The 15071-nt window shown below is 50.6% G+C and carries 30 protein-coding genes; 5 read left to right on the forward strand and 25 right to left on the reverse strand.

All coding sequences use genetic code 11. The features are described from left to right. Positions 1-58: 58 nt before the first annotated feature. From AC2CGP_RS03600 to AC2CGP_RS03715, 24 genes are all read right to left on the reverse strand, one after another. Entirely contained in the window at positions 59-259 is a 201-nt protein-coding gene (locus tag AC2CGP_RS03600) for a hypothetical protein (RefSeq protein WP_048230975.1), read from the reverse strand. Between the two features lie 332 nt (positions 260-591). Further along, positions 592-780 carry a hypothetical protein gene (locus AC2CGP_RS03605; protein ID WP_484502270.1) on the reverse strand — a complete coding sequence of 63 codons (189 nt, stop codon included), beginning with the start codon at positions 778-780 and terminating at the stop codon, positions 592-594. Beyond that, a complete protein-coding gene (locus AC2CGP_RS03610) occupies positions 731-1006 on the reverse strand; it encodes a hypothetical protein (RefSeq protein WP_484502271.1) in 276 nt (91 codons plus the stop codon). The genes AC2CGP_RS03605 and AC2CGP_RS03610 overlap by 50 nt, the downstream gene beginning before the upstream one ends. Continuing rightward, on the reverse strand, positions 1003-1350 hold the full coding sequence (locus AC2CGP_RS03615) for a DUF7940 domain-containing protein (protein WP_032712241.1): 348 nt from the start codon (positions 1348-1350) through the stop codon (positions 1003-1005). Before AC2CGP_RS03615 ends, AC2CGP_RS03610 begins: the two co-directional genes overlap by 4 nt. After that, complete coding sequence (locus AC2CGP_RS03620) at positions 1347-1889, reverse strand: glycoside hydrolase family 108 protein (protein WP_484502272.1); 543 nt, start codon at positions 1887-1889, stop codon at positions 1347-1349. The genes AC2CGP_RS03615 and AC2CGP_RS03620 overlap by 4 nt, the downstream gene beginning before the upstream one ends. Further along, positions 1886-2185, reverse strand: coding sequence for a phage holin family protein (locus AC2CGP_RS03625; RefSeq protein WP_127175772.1), 300 nt, complete (start codon positions 2183-2185; stop codon positions 1886-1888). The genes AC2CGP_RS03620 and AC2CGP_RS03625 overlap by 4 nt, the downstream gene beginning before the upstream one ends. 268 nt (positions 2186-2453) lie before the next feature. Continuing rightward, a complete protein-coding gene (locus AC2CGP_RS03630) occupies positions 2454-2960 on the reverse strand; it encodes a hypothetical protein (RefSeq protein ID WP_396264602.1) in 507 nt (168 codons plus the stop codon). A 162-nt stretch (positions 2961-3122) separates the two neighbouring features. Further along, positions 3123-3812, reverse strand: coding sequence for a bacteriophage antitermination protein Q (locus AC2CGP_RS03635; protein ID WP_484502273.1), 690 nt, complete (start codon positions 3810-3812; stop codon positions 3123-3125). Then, positions 3809-3949: a YlcG family protein gene (locus AC2CGP_RS03640; protein WP_484502274.1), complete on the reverse strand. Its 141-nt coding sequence runs from the start codon at positions 3947-3949 to the stop codon at positions 3809-3811. The genes AC2CGP_RS03635 and AC2CGP_RS03640 overlap by 4 nt, the downstream gene beginning before the upstream one ends. Beyond that, positions 3946-4170: a protein ninY gene (locus tag AC2CGP_RS03645; RefSeq protein WP_484502275.1), complete on the reverse strand. Its 225-nt coding sequence runs from the start codon at positions 4168-4170 to the stop codon at positions 3946-3948. Before AC2CGP_RS03645 ends, AC2CGP_RS03640 begins: the two co-directional genes overlap by 4 nt. Next, a complete protein-coding gene (locus tag AC2CGP_RS03650; protein ID WP_484502276.1) occupies positions 4167-4748 on the reverse strand; it encodes a recombination protein NinG in 582 nt (193 codons plus the stop codon). Before AC2CGP_RS03650 ends, AC2CGP_RS03645 begins: the two co-directional genes overlap by 4 nt. A gap of 2 nt (positions 4749-4750) precedes the next feature. Next, entirely contained in the window at positions 4751-4951 is a 201-nt protein-coding gene (locus tag AC2CGP_RS03655; RefSeq protein WP_484502277.1) for a hypothetical protein, read from the reverse strand. 4 nt (positions 4952-4955) lie between these two features. Further along, positions 4956-5552, reverse strand: a complete 597-nt coding sequence (locus AC2CGP_RS03660; RefSeq protein ID WP_484502278.1) for a DUF1367 family protein — start codon at positions 5550-5552, stop codon at positions 4956-4958. Between the two features lie 748 nt (positions 5553-6300). Beyond that, positions 6301-6744, reverse strand: coding sequence for a GNAT family N-acetyltransferase (locus AC2CGP_RS03665; protein WP_004179624.1), 444 nt, complete (start codon positions 6742-6744; stop codon positions 6301-6303). Positions 6745-6896: 152 nt separating this feature from the next. Beyond that, a complete protein-coding gene (locus tag AC2CGP_RS03670) occupies positions 6897-8753 on the reverse strand; it encodes a DNA cytosine methyltransferase (protein WP_484502279.1) in 1857 nt (618 codons plus the stop codon). Further along, on the reverse strand, positions 8750-9007 hold the full coding sequence (locus tag AC2CGP_RS03675) for a hypothetical protein (protein WP_116548475.1): 258 nt from the start codon (positions 9005-9007) through the stop codon (positions 8750-8752). The genes AC2CGP_RS03670 and AC2CGP_RS03675 overlap by 4 nt, the downstream gene beginning before the upstream one ends. Positions 9008-9015: 8 nt before the next feature. After that, positions 9016-9267, reverse strand: coding sequence for a hypothetical protein (locus AC2CGP_RS03680; RefSeq protein WP_116548385.1), 252 nt, complete (start codon positions 9265-9267; stop codon positions 9016-9018). Continuing rightward, positions 9264-9464 (reverse strand): hypothetical protein, encoded by a 201-nt coding sequence (locus AC2CGP_RS03685; RefSeq protein ID WP_213759759.1) that lies wholly within the window; start codon positions 9462-9464, stop codon positions 9264-9266. Before AC2CGP_RS03685 ends, AC2CGP_RS03680 begins: the two co-directional genes overlap by 4 nt. Continuing rightward, on the reverse strand, positions 9461-9829 hold the full coding sequence (locus AC2CGP_RS03690; RefSeq protein WP_259418576.1) for a DUF977 family protein: 369 nt from the start codon (positions 9827-9829) through the stop codon (positions 9461-9463). Before AC2CGP_RS03690 ends, AC2CGP_RS03685 begins: the two co-directional genes overlap by 4 nt. 7 nt (positions 9830-9836) lie before the next feature. Then, positions 9837-10586 carry an ATP-binding protein gene (locus tag AC2CGP_RS03695; RefSeq protein ID WP_198068533.1) on the reverse strand — a complete coding sequence of 250 codons (750 nt, stop codon included), beginning with the start codon at positions 10584-10586 and terminating at the stop codon, positions 9837-9839. A 2-nt stretch (positions 10587-10588) separates the two neighbouring features. Next, positions 10589-11497, reverse strand: coding sequence for a hypothetical protein (locus tag AC2CGP_RS03700; RefSeq protein WP_047052297.1), 909 nt, complete (start codon positions 11495-11497; stop codon positions 10589-10591). Positions 11498-11511: 14 nt separating this feature from the next. Then, positions 11512-11700 (reverse strand): ClpX C4-type zinc finger protein, encoded by a 189-nt coding sequence (locus AC2CGP_RS03705; protein ID WP_072057914.1) that lies wholly within the window; start codon positions 11698-11700, stop codon positions 11512-11514. A gap of 87 nt (positions 11701-11787) precedes the next feature. Then, positions 11788-12324, reverse strand: a complete 537-nt coding sequence (locus tag AC2CGP_RS03710; protein WP_101134784.1) for a toxin YdaT domain-containing protein — start codon at positions 12322-12324, stop codon at positions 11788-11790. A gap of 2 nt (positions 12325-12326) precedes the next feature. Next, complete coding sequence (locus tag AC2CGP_RS03715; RefSeq protein ID WP_029503646.1) at positions 12327-12560, reverse strand: transcriptional regulator; 234 nt, start codon at positions 12558-12560, stop codon at positions 12327-12329. Between the two features lie 104 nt (positions 12561-12664). Between AC2CGP_RS03715 and AC2CGP_RS03720 the strand changes: the two genes are divergently transcribed. The 3 genes from AC2CGP_RS03720 to AC2CGP_RS03730 are packed head-to-tail and all read left to right on the forward strand — an operon-like array spanning position 12665 to position 13870. Beyond that, positions 12665-13063 (forward strand): helix-turn-helix domain-containing protein, encoded by a 399-nt coding sequence (locus AC2CGP_RS03720; protein ID WP_198068537.1) that lies wholly within the window; start codon positions 12665-12667, stop codon positions 13061-13063. A gap of 15 nt (positions 13064-13078) precedes the next feature. Then, on the forward strand, positions 13079-13498 hold the full coding sequence (locus AC2CGP_RS03725; RefSeq protein ID WP_198068538.1) for a hypothetical protein: 420 nt from the start codon (positions 13079-13081) through the stop codon (positions 13496-13498). A gap of 3 nt (positions 13499-13501) precedes the next feature. Next, entirely contained in the window at positions 13502-13870 is a 369-nt protein-coding gene (locus AC2CGP_RS03730; protein ID WP_063422095.1) for a hemolysin XhlA, read from the forward strand. Positions 13871-13956: 86 nt separating this feature from the next. On the opposite strand, the gene AC2CGP_RS03735 is transcribed toward AC2CGP_RS03730, so the two are convergent. Beyond that, positions 13957-14166 (reverse strand): hypothetical protein, encoded by a 210-nt coding sequence (locus AC2CGP_RS03735; RefSeq protein WP_198068540.1) that lies wholly within the window; start codon positions 14164-14166, stop codon positions 13957-13959. A 486-nt stretch (positions 14167-14652) separates the two neighbouring features. Here AC2CGP_RS03735 and AC2CGP_RS03740 point away from each other — a divergent pair, with 486 nt between their 5' ends. Both AC2CGP_RS03740 and AC2CGP_RS03745 read left to right on the forward strand, forming a co-directional pair. Continuing rightward, positions 14653-14844 carry a DUF1482 family protein gene (locus tag AC2CGP_RS03740; protein WP_047037764.1) on the forward strand — a complete coding sequence of 64 codons (192 nt, stop codon included), beginning with the start codon at positions 14653-14655 and terminating at the stop codon, positions 14842-14844. Between the two features lie 9 nt (positions 14845-14853). Beyond that, positions 14854-15012, forward strand: coding sequence for a YdaE family protein (locus AC2CGP_RS03745; protein WP_045419483.1), 159 nt, complete (start codon positions 14854-14856; stop codon positions 15010-15012). The last annotated feature ends 59 nt before the right edge of the window (positions 15013-15071 follow it).

A 15071-nucleotide genomic window follows, 5' to 3' on the forward strand; every position in this document is an offset into this window, starting at 1 on the left:
GAACACCTATTAATAGTAGACATTGGGGTCCTCATCCGAGGAGAGGTTTCTGTAATGCTTAATCTTCCAACTGAAGTACACCGTGCTCTTCTGACTCGGAGTAGGCGACAATGCCCTCATAACCCGGCACAGTGCTGCCGTCATCAGCTTCAAATTCGGGGATGCAGGCCTGAGTGATCGTATAAGCGGGTTGACCATCCTGTTCGGCGAAGTCTGCCAGAGCTTTGATTTGCTCTGCGGTAAGAATTAATGGAGTCATGTTTTATCCTTTGATAGGAATATTGTTGGCGTTATCCCTTAGTGGGGTTAGCGAATGGGGAAGTTAATGAGGAACATAAGACCGATAAACGCGCACAGAATCCCAATAACTCCACCCACAACAATGAGCGCCCAAACGATAATGGTTCCTATGGTTGCAATCATTTCTTAGACTCTTCGGTAGGTTGTGGATAAGCAGCAGAAAAAAAATCATAAATATGTACCGCTTACGCTTGTTGTTTCTGAGCTGGCTCCTAGGCTAAAAGAGCCATTACATAAAAGACCTTGCGTTTACTTACCCGTGGACCTCAAGGATGAGGCCATTTATTTAACTCAATGAGTAGGGGTAATGCTCTGGCAGTTGGCCAGCACCGATTTGTTGTGCGTCAGGATGTCGCGCTTGGTCTGCTTATCCAGCACAGCGATATCGTGGTCGGTCAGGTAGATAATTCGTACCCAGTTGCAGGCCGTATCAACCACCACCGGGGCGGGTAAACTTTTCGCGCAGCTCCCGATCAACATCGTCATCAGGCATATGGCTAACAGTCTGCTGTACATTGCTGGCCTCTCTGGTGGCTTCCTCTTTCCGTTCAGCCGCGGCAACGCTGGCGGTGGCGTTCTCTTCGGCGCGTTGCTGTTCGGCTTTCGCTTCTGCTTTGTTGGTACCGCGAGCATGGCCAATACCGAATGCACCAGCGATAGCACCCAGGATGAGGGCCGCCAGCCCAGCAATAATTTCAAAACTCATTGCTGCGGCTCCTTCTGTTCGTCGGCCTTATCTTTCAATGCCGGCTGGCGTACGTATTGTGAGAGCACCGCCAGCACTACCAGCGCAGGGCTAATTAGTGCAACGATATTTGGCGGAAGGATGTTTTTGATATCCGGCGGCAGCATTGCCCATGCATGAAGTGCTGCATCCGGGAACGACTGCGCCCATACACCGACCAGCGCGCCAGCAGCTCCCAGACGAACAGACCAAGTTCTAAGTAACAGGCGAGCATGTCCCACAAACTCAAGCCGGGTATACTTTTTTAACAGCAACAACGTTAAAACAGCCACCAGCGCAAGCAGGAAGAAGATAATTAGCTTCATAGGTTTACTCTCTCCTTCACCCACCCGAAGAGAAATTCTTCATTGGCTTCCCGCGCTTCCGCAAGTTCGAGATACCGTGCGCCCTGACTGCAGTTCAACCCTTTCAGTATCACCGTGACCCCTGCGCTACCCCGGACGGCGAGGTAACTGCGCAGCGCGGCGATTGTGATGTTCCCAATGACGCCATCCGGTTTCAGGTCGGGATACAGTTTGCCGCGTTGGTTCAGTGCCGTCAGCCAACGCTGCAGGAACGTTGTGGAAACACGCGGCCCCATGTTGACGCCGGTATCGCATAACTCTTCTGCGATTGATGGTGACAATTCGGCGATCTTGTCAAATTTGGGTTCCAGCCAATACTGCTGCATATAGATTTCTTTCGCAGTTTCCCGAGGGAGCTCTTTCATATCGCCTTTGTAACCGTATGCACGCGCTGTGTTCTGCGTGATACCCCAGCGAGTAGGGCCACCTTTATCATTCGGGTTATTAACGTAACCCCCCTCTTTGCCGAGAATGGCTTCAATGATCTGGTCTGCTGTCATTGTGCTTTCACTCCTGTAATACGCTCCCAGAAATACGTAAGGGCGACAGAGCCCATTGCACCGCTGATACCAGCAGTCGCCAGAATCATGTAAATACTTAGGCCGCTCTCGATGCTAACTAACCCACCGATAACCCCGGTAAATCCAGAAACCACAATTTGCGCCAGAGCATTTATCCAGCTCCATTTTGCTTTGCCCTGCTTCACATCAATCAGGAATCGGACCAGCCCGCCCCACCCCGCAATGATCAGCAGAGCGAGCCAGGTAATCCCGGCAATGCTCTCTTTGTCTTGCATATGTTTAGCCATGGTTTCACCTCCGGGTTAACGGGGTGCTGTGTGTGTGAAAGGATCAGGACCGTCGGGCTGGTTTATCAACAAAGCTCGTCGCAGATGATTCCCGCTGTCCTGAAAATAAAAAAGGCCACCAGGAAGGTAGCCTTCAAAGCGAGCAGATTGGTAGTGTTACCCGGCTAAAAATCCGAGTCAAAACAATCCCTGCCTTTATGCAAGGAGCATTAAAAGGTTCAGGGGAAATACAGTGGGTTAGCGAGAGCTAAATGACCTAACGCTCTCCAAGTTCTGAAGATATTTTCCAATACACTTCCATGATACTATTTGAGTAGATGTCACCATCAGGCATTGAATCAGTTGCTCTCGCTGCATTCCTGAGCGTAGCTAAAATATGCTTCCCACGCTCGCTATCACTCGGCTCCCAGTAAGGCAGTTTAGTTCCATCATCAAACTCTAGGAAATGATAGGCATTTATCTTTTTTGCCCCATCCATTTTTTCATTGGCAATAGTTATGAGCTCGTCGACATCAACATGTTCAGCATTCTGAATCCTATAACGAATGTTTCCCAGCAACATTTGAGTAGCATGGTAAGCACGAGCATACTGATTTCGATCTTTTGCAGCCGCTACAAGTTCTTTGCTTAGAGAATAATGCCCATATCCCAATATGAGAAACCAAACAGCAGAAAAGACCAGGGCAGAATAAACCCAGCCATGGCTGATCATCCAATACATGGCACCAATAATAATTATTATTTCAATAAGTAGACGTTTCATCACTAAACCTAAACTTTAGAATATTTGTTTAGATTATCTGACAAATCATAGGAGAGCGTTAAGGTCTAGGTGCGAAAAGCCCCGCACGATGGCGAGGCTCTTAATTTGGTCGACAATCGAAGCTATGGCGACGATATCAGATTTATATGAAATATATGCTTTTCAGTTCGGTTTTGCAAGACTTACATCTAAATTTGTCGCCTTTTGTTGTGAACGTGATCGCGTAGTCGATATGAGCGCGTCGCTATCAAGCCTAACTAAGTTGCTGCGCATAGCCAGCCAATGGGGTAGATAGGTTTCTGTCCATGTGGATTTTGCTACGCCCACCAGTTCCGCCAGTTCCTTATATTCGTATGTGTCACGCCCCGCCAGTTCGGCTTGGACATCCTGCGCTGCCAGCCAGATAAGCTGACGAAGGCGGTCGACTGTTTTCTTTGCAATGCGAATGCCGGCCAACTTCTCGCTGAATTGTTCCCACGCCCACCGGGTGATTGTCTCCTGGTGCTCCCAACAGATATTGTCGCTGTAGTTCCAGAGCAACCAAGCTTTTTGATGCTTCTCCAGCGACAGGATGGCGCGGCGCCAGCTGGCAGTAGAAAACTCAACAGGCTGCACCAGGGCTATGGCTGAGCCTTTGGCGCGGGACTGCTTGCCAGGAACCGGAGGATTACTCGGCTTAACCATTCTCCCTGTTGCAGGGTCGACTACCTTCATCCGCTTATTGCTGCGCGCCGTCGCTTCAAACATTGCGTTCTCAGCAAAGGCTACCAGTTGCCCTTTCGTCGCACCGCTCAGATCGGCGGTGGCCACTATCAGCTGCTGGCGAACATACTCAAGGTACTGGGTATTCATACTTTCTCTCCTGAAGCCTGATAGATGCGGACGAAATTCTTCAAAATGCGGTAGTCAACTAAGACGGTGCCGCGGTGCCGGCAGAGGCGGAGCTTGTGCCAGCGGTCGCGGATGCGTTCGATAACGTCACGGCTCATGCGGCCTCCGCCATAAGCTGGTCATACGTCAGGTAAAGGCCCCAGCAGCTAAACAGCACATGTGCCTTAACAACGGCCATTTCCTCGTTGTTCCACCGGCAGAACCATCTGATCGCTCCCATCGTCTCGCTCTCAATCTGATGCGATCCGTTCAGGTGGATGGGATAGACCATGTCATCAAAGACAGCAGCAGTGGACATTGGGTATTGGATTTTGCTCATGCGGCCTCCCGTTGTTTTATTAGCGCACGGCGTAGCGCGCTGTAATGGCGCCTGATGCCTTCCAGTTCTTCGATGGTGTATCGGTGAGGAGTGTTGTTGTTTTCCAGATCTTCGACGCGCTCAGCACCGATTTTCTCTACCAGGCCAATGCGGTACTGCTGCTGGTTTCCTGACATCTGCACGTTGCAGTGATGGCACTGCTTGTGAATGTTGTCCTCGTTGTAGCGCAGGTGCGATGCTTTACCGCGGGAACGGTAATGGCCGGCTTCCCACTGAACCGTATCTAATGTGCCGCAGCTGATGCACGGCAGATCATGGTCACGTTCGCGTATGTAGTCATTAACGACTCGCTGTGTCATATCCTCCCAATGTCTGAGAGGCTTCACCGCGGCTTTGCGTTTACGCCATTCGGCGCGCTCTTTCTTCGCATTCGCCTGCACCTGTTTTTCGCGCTTCTTCTCCAGTTCCTGCATGGCATATTCAGCGCCATGCTCAGGACAGCACCAGCGATGATTTTCGAATGCAGGAGTGAATTTCACCCGACATATTTTACAGCGTCGTTGGGGTTTCTTTGCCATGTTCACCCCCATATCCGGTTGCGCCAGCGGGAATCAGGCCGCGGTGGATTCTTGTCTTCCACCAGCTGAGCGCTGACGGTCCAGGTTGTAAAATCTGGGTTTAAGCTACGTTCGACCTTTACCCCACGCTTGCGGTACTTATCCATCAGTTCATCGGCCTGCTGGGTTGTGCAGTCGTGATGGTGAAACCATGAATATTTCATCGCCTCACCCCGCAAAGCTGAGCAATTGATACGCTGCATTTTCAGCAGCATCACGACTGGCGAATTTTTGGGACAGAATCCACCGCCAGAGCACATCTAATGAGGACTGGTAAAGCTGGTGGAATTCAGTTTCGTCCATACTGGCGAAAGAAATGCTACGGGGATGCTTTTTCAGAGTGCCATCCGGCAGTTGTAGCGCATCGTAATGGCCAGCTTCGACGATTACCCATGAGCGATAGGCGTCAAAGGATTTGCAGATGCTGATGCTTCCGGCTCGTTTTTCTGCGATGCGGTCAAGATACTGCTCTGCAATATCCTGGAATACCGATTCCCTGCCACCATGGGATGCAAGGAATTTGGAATAACCGAGAATCAGCCTGCGCTCGTTCGAAGAGATTGCGCCGCCGGTAGGCTCCCAGTATTCAAAGCCCAGATTGAGTAATGCGAAATATCGGCGGTGAAACGTCGGGTTGCGGACAAGCTTATAATCGGCCTCCAGGACGGCGCCGAGCTTGCATTTTGATTGCAGAAAATCGCTGGTCTCCGGCGTTGCGGGGATCAGGATGCCTTGAGAATGTTTTATTAAGTGCAAGTGCGCCATGGTTTCTCTCCGTGGCGCAGTAGGTTAACGGTTGTTCAGGCCGTTGATTTCATATTATCAGAAGGTGGGATAACTCGGTAGCCGAGGCGATGCAGAAAACTGGTCATTGTGTTGAGATTAAATATTCCCTCGTCCTCAAGTAGCGGTCGCATAGAAGTAATCCCGCTAGCCGTGTACACCAGGGCTCGGCCAGCGGCCCTGATACTGCCCACAATTTCACCTGTAGAACGTTTAACCAGATCGTAATACTCGTCACTCTCTCTGCGCATCCCTACCTCCCGGAAGCAAAATCATATACTGTGTTTTTATACAGTATAAATTAATGTTGAATCACTTACATGTGAAAATTACACGGTACGAGGGATATGATGGCAGATGAAGATCACCCTACAAGCCACTATTTTCAAAAGAGATTATCACAATTGAAAGTTTGGGAGTTTTGTTTAACTTTCATGGCTAACGGAGTGAAAAGTTTTTTGCGCGGTTGTCGACGGCATATTTTGTGTATCGTATAAGCCCCTATTTACCAGTGCAAAAAAAAACCCGCCGAAGCGGGTTTTCTCATGCTGCCTTACCATTTCTCTCTGTCAACTTTGGCAAAATTGAAAGTAGAAGGCTATCCAGTTGTATAGTCTGGCAGTTTAGAAGAGACGACTACCACTGGGTAAGATGCATTGACGCCATACTCAAGTAGTGAGCTAACCCGCCAGGCATTAACTAACCACTTTATTATGGCTACATCGAACATTTATTTCAGAAACTTGTTATACACGAAGAACTCAGTATCTCGCACAAATCCATTACGCTCATACAACGCCTGTGCACGGATGTTATCTGTAGCGGTACTAAGCATAATAAATGCCGAATCGCTCTCCTTCGCCAGTTGCTCAGCACGTGAGATTAGTTTGTGTGCCACACCATGCTTCCGAGCTGACTCATCAACGAAAAGGTCATAAAGCAACCAAATACGCTTCATCTCAAGAGAGCAAAATAAAGGATAGAGCTGCGTAAAGCCTACCGCTTTCCCATCAACCTCGGCGTAAAAGATCACGGACTCATTAAGCTGAAGGCGCTTGAGAATAAAATCTCTGGCCTGCGAGGCATTTTCTTCGACCTCGTAGAAACGACGGTACCCGAGATACAGGGGAAGGATAGTATCCACATCATGTGGTTGAGCCTGGTAAATCTTCATACAAAAACCTCATAACCAATGAGCGTATAATTGTATTACAAATAATTTTTCCGATTTGTCCTTTTGTGGGCTTAAGTTCACTTTTCGCCCCCTATTCTCCTGTTGGATTAATTTTTCGCCATAAAAGATAAAACCCGCCGAAGCGGGCTTTATCATGCTGCAATGTCTTTTTTCAGGCACATCTCCGGCAAATTAGCCCTCACCAGCGCCTCAGCGAATGGGGGCGGCACAGCGTTGCCGCAGCGCGCAACTTGCTTATCCTTCGCATACTTAACGCCGCGGTAATCTTGGTCAATGATGTACCAGTCCGGGAAGCCCTGCGCGCGGTACAGTTCGTGTGGCTGAAGCATACGCATGCCGATATCAACGATGCGGTAAGTTACCCCGGCGATTTCCACCAGCCCGGTGCTATCGGCTCCACAATACTCTTTCAGGAACGCTAGAACCTGTTGCGCGCGCTGCTCGTCGTAATGCTCAAAAGCGAGAGTGGTCTCAACTTCCCCGACGTGCTGGCCGCCGGCGGTAAGGGTCGGCATCGGTGCATCAGTCCGCTGTCCATCACGACAGGTACCGCGTAACTTGACCAAGTGAGAGGCAACAACGGCATGGTGATCGACAGTCGTCACGGAATGGGCAGGTTCATCAAGGCTGACGCCGGCGCCGGTATAGTTCCCGCCGTAGTGCTTCGCCAGGAATGCGCTCACCGTTGCGAATTTATTGCCACCGGCGGTAACAGTGCCCAGCGGGTTGCCTAGTTGCAGCACGCGCGGCTCCTGCCCGGAGCGTTCGCCATATCCCATCTGAATCAGCGTCGGCGTCACCAACTGCGATTTGCCTCCACCGCCCGCCGTGATAGTCGCGTTCGGCACGTCCGCCCGGTGGCCGATGCTGGCGCCAAACTGCCGGGCAATAACCGGAGCGACGACGCAGGCACGGGACTCTTTCAGGATGGTGTGAGCGGGTTTATCGAGCGGACGTGGTTTCGCCTGATATTCGCTGCCGCCATTCCCAGCCATAAACGGTGCTAACGTCGGGACGGCGAGCGCGTAGCCGAGTTTTTTTGTTATGGTCTGAAGGGGGGCGCCTAACTCTTGACCACGAAAACAATCGTATTGCCCTTTTGTCGTAGTGTGGTTGCACTTGACGATGAACGGCTCGGCACTGTCGATAACAAATCGCTGGATGCCCCGGGCAATGCGTCGGAGCGTATTTTTCGCCAGCGGCTTTTTGCGGCCAAAAATCGACGGCGCCGGGATAGACCAGTCGATGCATTCCGCAGCTGTACGCCATGGCGCCAGTTTGCCAGCAAACACTGCTGGTGATTTCGGATCCCCGTGAGTGGCTTCCGGCCAGACTATCGGTTGCCCGTCTCGGCGCATAACCATGAAAAAGCGTTTCCGGATCGTTGGTGTACCAAGGTCGGATGCTCGAAGTTCACGGTAATCCAGGTCATAACTCAGACCTTTTACCAGCCGTGCAGCATCCTCGCTATCAAGCGAAATATTCAGAAACTCGCAGCATTCGGCCAGCGCCGGATGGTTCGCGGGGATTCCGGTTGTCAGCATGCCGACGAAAGCCTGGAATGTTTCCCCGACGCGTTCCGGGTCTGGCCGCATTTCAGCAGCCAGCAGCGGCCCCCACGTTTTGAACTCTTCAACGTTCTCCAGCATCATCACCCGCGGGTCTACATCCAGCGCCCAGCGAAGGACTATCCACGCCAACCCACGGATTGATTTTTCTACCGGCTTCGCCCCTTTCGCTTTCGAAAAGTGGCGGCAGTCTGGCGAAAACCAGGCCAGTCCGACGCGGCGGTCGGCAGTCGCAACCTTAGGGCGAACCTCATACACAGATTCGCAATAGTGCAACGTATCCGGGTGGTTCGTGGTGTGCATAGCCACCGCGTTGGGATCGTGGTTTATAGCAATATCCACGCTGCGCCCGATCGCCATCTCTATTCCAGTACTCGCCCCACCACCACCAGCAAAGTTATCAACGATGATTTCTCTCACGCGTATTTCTCCATGGCACTGGCCAGCGAACGGGCCGCGGCGATGATTGTCGGCACCGGCATTTTTTCAAGCCACATGCGGTTGATATGGTGCTGTAATCGGCGCTGGTGATGCGCCGGTAGTTCTCCGGCGCTTTCTACATGAGACAGAACCATTGCAACCTCGGCGGGCCAGACGGTTTCAGGCACATCCACCAGCAACAACTGTTCCAGCTCCAGAATACGTTTGCAGGCATACTGCAGCGATGGTTCCATTTTCTTGTTCATGCCTGCGTTCCTTCCAAAGCAACCGCAATAGCTTCAAAAAAACCATCACGGGTATTATTTGTCATCGCTGGTACGAATGCAGCCATCAACAGCTCCTGATCGCAGTTTTCGTCTTCAGAGAGCATCGCTATTTTTTTATCCAGACGATTCTTTGCGTCCTGCAGTTGCTCGTTCTTACTGGCGCGTTGGATGTAGTCCGCAATGATTGCGATCGCTTTGTTCGTCAATTTCACTGTTACTTCACTCATAATTTGCTCCCGATTTTCTCAATCGTTTCCAGCAAAAGCCGACGGCGCGTGTTCTCGGCAAAGTGCCGGCGTCCGGTGTCTTTGTGGTAAAACTCGTTCTTTCCCACCACCCACATACTTTCAGTCGCGTGCAGTTTTTTACGTTTCGGACCGTCTTTGGTTATTACGATCCCGGTATGAGTTTTCACAATTGTCATATGCCCTCCCGGTACGAAGGGCATGGCCTGCTGGCATAAATGGCCTCCTGAACATCCAGGACCCGTTGGAATACCGGACTCCCCAACAGGCTGTAATTCATCCCAACAGCTGCTTTCGGAACCAGACCAAAACGCTTCATGTCAAAATCGATAACGGCGCGCTGGTCGCGGAATAAACCGGATCGGCCATGACGAACGACTTCGCCAGTGGCTTCCGCCTCGCGGAAATACTTCAGGACGGTATCGCGGCTTAACCCCAGTTTTTTCATTGCGTCGGTGGTCGTTAGGCGCCCCTGATGTTTCGTGATACGAATCACTGCGCGGACATACTCCCGGCGCTCAACAGCTGACAATGCTCTAGCCATGTTTTCCTCACTTAACGACGCGCAGATGGCGGACGTTTTTGCGATAACTATCCCAGACAAAGTTCACCCACATACCACCGTCCATCTGCAGACGGTCAAGGATCCGCGCGCCGAGGGTATCCGTCAGGGATTCATAATTCAGGTTGGTCAGAATGCCGACCGGACGCATGGATGACAGGCGACGATCGATAACCTGGTTCAGAATGACCTTCTCGCCGCTGCTGCCACGCTGAATCCCTACCTCGTCCAGGATGAGCAAATCAACCCGGCAAAGGTCGTCCAGTAGAGATGCTTCTGACTGCCCGTCGTCATAGCACTCACGAACACGTAGCATCAGGTCAGGAATAGTCACCACCAATACGGAATGTCCACCAGCCAGCAGGTGATTGCCGATTGCCGCCGCCAGATGGTTTTTCCCGGTACCAGGAGCTCCGCTAAATACAAAGCTTGCGAACCCGGAACCGAAGTTTTGTGCGTAGCTTTTTGCCATCGTCAGCGCCCGACGCTGCCCATCTCCTGCAACCTGATAATTTGCGAACGTGCAGCTGCGGTGCAGATCCTGTATCCCGGCACGACCGAAAATTTTCTCTGAACGTGCACGCTGGTTCTGCTTTTCCAGTTCCTCGCAGCGTTTTCGACCTTCCTCTGCCTGCCATGTGCGCCACTCGTCAACGCTGGCGAACTTCGGCTCAACACCTGGAGGGATAAGCTTTCTCAGCCGTTCCATCGCACTACCAGTACCAATCATATTTTTCATATCTACCCCCTGAACCCGCTGGGAATTAACTTACTGGGCTGGGACACTAGATTCGGATCCCGCTTTCCGGCAGCCGCGGTTGCGGTCCATGGTTCCTCGTAGTGCTTGGACGGACCGAAAAATGTGGATGCCTGTTTCACGAACTCGGTATTGAGTTTTCCGGCAGCAGTCACGTATGCAGCGTATCGACGAACGCCATCGATGAGCTCCTGCGCTGTCGCGCCGGATTTAATTCGGGCAGTCCAGGCTTTGAACGCGTCAGCCTTGCTGTTGCCTCCGGCTCGTTTCGGGTATTCCCTCCAGGCCTGTTCAAACTCCTCCGAATAACTGCTTTTCGGCTTTTCAGATGGAGCTTCATCTGAAAATTCACTATCCGGGGGTGTGGCGGAGCCATGCCCCAAGAGATCTTTATCTTTTTCTTGTTCCTGATCCTGTTCCTGATCTTGGCTTCCTAGCCCCTTCGAAGCCCCTTCCAAAATTCGGCGTGGTTCTCGCTTGATATTCAAATGAAAATCATTTTTGTAACGCTCGTAAAACTCTGAAAGAAAACGGTTTTCAGTAAGTGATGCATACTCACTTCTGACTCCAGCGCAACGGTTATCACCTGGCTTTAATGCTTTGCCTACCTGATAGGCGGCCATTTCATGCACCCAGACCATCTCTGTGTCCTCGTCATAGCTACAAAACCCCGCTTCTATGGACCTATTAAGCCCCTTCGAAGCCCCTTCCAAGCCCAAGCCTGTTTCATGGGCGATGTAAAGAATTGGCAGGTAATACAACCCGAGCATGTTTGCGTGTGGCGAGGTCATCAGATAGAACGAGACCACCTGCGCTTCAGCGCCTTTTTTCCGCAGTTCCCGACCTGTTTTCCCCAGCCAGAATTGCGGTGCGACTGTTGCATAGTCACGCATAGATACCCCTGAACTTATGACGTTGGTTTATCGGTCTTTTCTGCGTGCTGAAAGACAATATCAACGCACTGAAAGACACATTTTTGACAGATGGATACGCCGGGGCCGGCGATGAGAACGCCTGCAATCTCAATGTTGCTCGCCCCGCAAAAGGAGCATTTATGGGTCGCCTGGGCGTTTACCTCAGTCTTTGTTCCTGACATACTTACCTCGCAATTACCTCTTCGTTTTTGCACCTGAAAGCCGTTGGTGTTACAGCACCGCGGCTTTCGCCTTTTTGATACCCGACATTACAAAACCCCCAGCATTGAAGTGACGATGGCCATCAGTGGCGCCGTTAGTTCTGGGTCAACCCGGAACATCTCGACAATTCCCTCGCTCAGTTCTTTCAGCTTTTGATGGCGTGGAGCACCCATAGCAACAGCAACCTTCGCTTCGCTGGTCTCCTTCTCCAGCCGTGCCAGGCGGGACATGAAATTGTCTTCAGGCAACAGGCGGTGGCGGTATTCCAACGGGAGGACGGCCATGATGGCTGGCGTCAGAAGACGCACATTCGCGCGATACTTTTCCGAATCGACCTCGTTATCCAGGTAACGGAAAAGCTTCTGGCGGGCGCGGCTGATGTCCGCGGGAAATTCAATTTCTTCCCCGCCCTGCTGGCGCCACTCATCGATGATGTATGCCGAAACAACATCCTGACCTTCAGCTGCTGCCCAGGCGCGAACGGCAGAACGAATGCCGTCGTGATCTGCCACTTTCGCCTGATTTCGCTTTATCAGAGCGCCGGGGTTGAATCCGGTATTTTGTTGAAAGGAAAGTGTTTGCATGGTCATCCCGCCAGATTTTGTGAAGACAAACCGTCGTTTGGATTTGGGTAAAGGTCTGGGCGAAGTTCATGCGGAGTAACGCCGGTTACCCGGAAGATTTGGAAAACCCGAGACTGAGGAACGGCTCCCCCATGGCGATGCTTCCAATGGCTAATCGTCATAGATGAGACGTCCAGTTTTTCTGCTAGCTTCGTTGCGTCACCAGCGATTTGTATGGCTTTTTCTAATGCGTTCATAAACCACTCCGTTAAAGTTACAGAGCAGATTAAACATTATGTTTATTTTAATGTCAACTTTATGAATGTTGAGGTGGTAAACATTTAGTTTAAAATCGTGATATATGAGAAAAAATACGCACCAGTCCGACAACCCACAGGTCCAAAGGCTCAATGAAATAATTGAGATGAAGCGCATATCCAAAGCGGATATAGCGAGAATTTGTGGCGTAAGTTCGCAATCGGTTAACAACTGGTTTGTGCGGGGAGCGATCGGAAAGAGCTCGGCCATAAAGCTCGCTGATGCTCTTGGCGTAAGCCTTGAGTGGGTTTTAGGTCAGGACGTGGATGCAAATGATGGTTTACGCCCGGACGAGAAGCGGTTGCTGGAACTTTATAACCAACTCCCCAACGAAGAAGAGCAACAGAACATGCTGCGGATCGTATCTCTGCGGCTCAAAGAGCTCGATGAGCTGTATGCCAAGTACATGGGGCGAAGGATCAGGGGCGATGAAGAATATTGAAGCTAAGAGTTGCTTATGAATGATGAAATGTTATACGCCAGAATTGCGTATATTATCCCATTTCAAAAAGGCCCCGGTGCAAGTAGAGAGCCGGTTTTATTAATTCGCGCGCAACAGCATGAAGAAATAGCATTCGATATATCTTTATTTTTTATAGGGTTAAAGCCTAGCCAAGTCTATCTCGCGTCTTATTCTATCCGCCCAGCCAAAGAAGATGAGTTATATCCTCAATTTTTCTTTCAAAAAAAATTCAGAGTTGATGATATTGAGGCTATTGGCGGATTTTTGCCAGTTTCTTTCGACGCTCCAATTACCCTACCCCACGGTATTCCAACCGGCCAATATCGCATCGATGCCACACTGAATGTTGAGGGCGGGAATGAAGCTGAAACTAGGGCGGCGGTGTCTTTCATTGATGTAAGGATTGAAGGCTAACTTATGGTTGGTGATAGTGCAGAAATATCAATTCCCTCCTATCAGCAAGGTAGTATAAGCTTCACTGTAGAGAGGAAGGGAATTTCTGCTTCCTCTAACAGTGGCAATGGTAGAGGGCCTGATATGGAATCGCGAATCGCTAAGCTTGAATCTGATGTTGAGTACATCAAGCGTGATATAGCTGAACTAAAAACAGACATCAGGTCTGTAGATAGCAGGCTGGCCAATATCGAAACCGGTATCTCATCCATGAAAACAACGTTTAAAGCAACGGGCGTCGTTGTAGCTGGAGTTTTCTCATTCTGCGTTTACGTTTTCGGTAGCTACGTATCCAAGATTATTGATGCTTTGAATGAATTAGTTCTTAAGTGATTCAGTGGTTTAAGCCGCCGATTTCACTATTGAATCATCAAGATATTATCTGCACATAATAACCCGGCCACCGCGCCGGTTTTTTATTATCCGTACTCTTTTGGTAGCGACAGAACGTCAAGGGCCAATTCCACAGCCAGATCGACCTGGTCTTCCTGCCACAACACCTGAATCATCTCTATCAGCGCCTCTCTTGACGGCTCTTTCTTCTCAACCAGTAACTGCATAACCGCTATCCCGATAACCTGCGCTATTTGCGGGTGCATCTCCGCGAAAAACTCTTCCTCATACCGCATACCATTAGCCCTCACAGATGTTTTTATAACCAAAGAATAGACCCATAAACATACTCCCTGCACTAACCCAGCCCTCGCTATAAACTTTTTGTTTATACATAATTACTCATAATGTTGACACAGCATTAAACATTGTGTTTAATTAACTCCAGCAACACCCCACCAAGGCAGGACGCCCACGAAGTAGCTGCCCGGAGCATACGAATGCCGGGATGAGGTGGAAATATCAATGCGCAGTAGGTAGCAACGTTCCGCTGGCCGGCGACAAGGCAGAGGTTGAAATGAGTAAGCAAGGCATCAGAGCCCTGATCATTTCGGCAGTTATCGGGCTCTTCATCTGGACGGCGCTAATCAGCGCACTGTGGGAGTTATATCAATGGTCGATTTTGCACGTAAACCCGCTCGTCAGCAGGCTATTCGGTTAAGCCCTCTGTCAGCATTCATTCGTCGGGTGTGTTACATGCTCGCACAAAAAGGTGACCCTTCATGAACACGATGTTCGCACTGGTTCTCACTGTCGGCATGCTGACTGGCGGAAATCAGGACGTTCTTCTCGGTGTATATGACAGCGAGTCGGATTGTAAGAAAGCTGCAGTTGAGCAGGGAGTTGAAGAAAACTGTTACCCGCTTAAGGGAGTATTAGCAGAAAACCCAGCCGCATTTACGGCTCAGATGTAGGGGGGAGTTATGCAGAAGAAATGCGCTTATTGCCGCAAGCCGATTGAGGAAGGCAAGGAAGTAAAAATGACCATCCTCATCATTCACGGTTCGCAACTGGCGCCACGGGAAAGAACCTATTGCTCTACGAAGTGCGGTCAATACGACCAGATGGCCAACGAGGCCTAACGTAAAACCCGCCGAAGCGGGCTGTACGTCCGGTGACACCGACCAAAGTTCCACCGGAA

It is taken from the genome of Klebsiella sp. SYXHC3 (assembly GCF_057196925.1).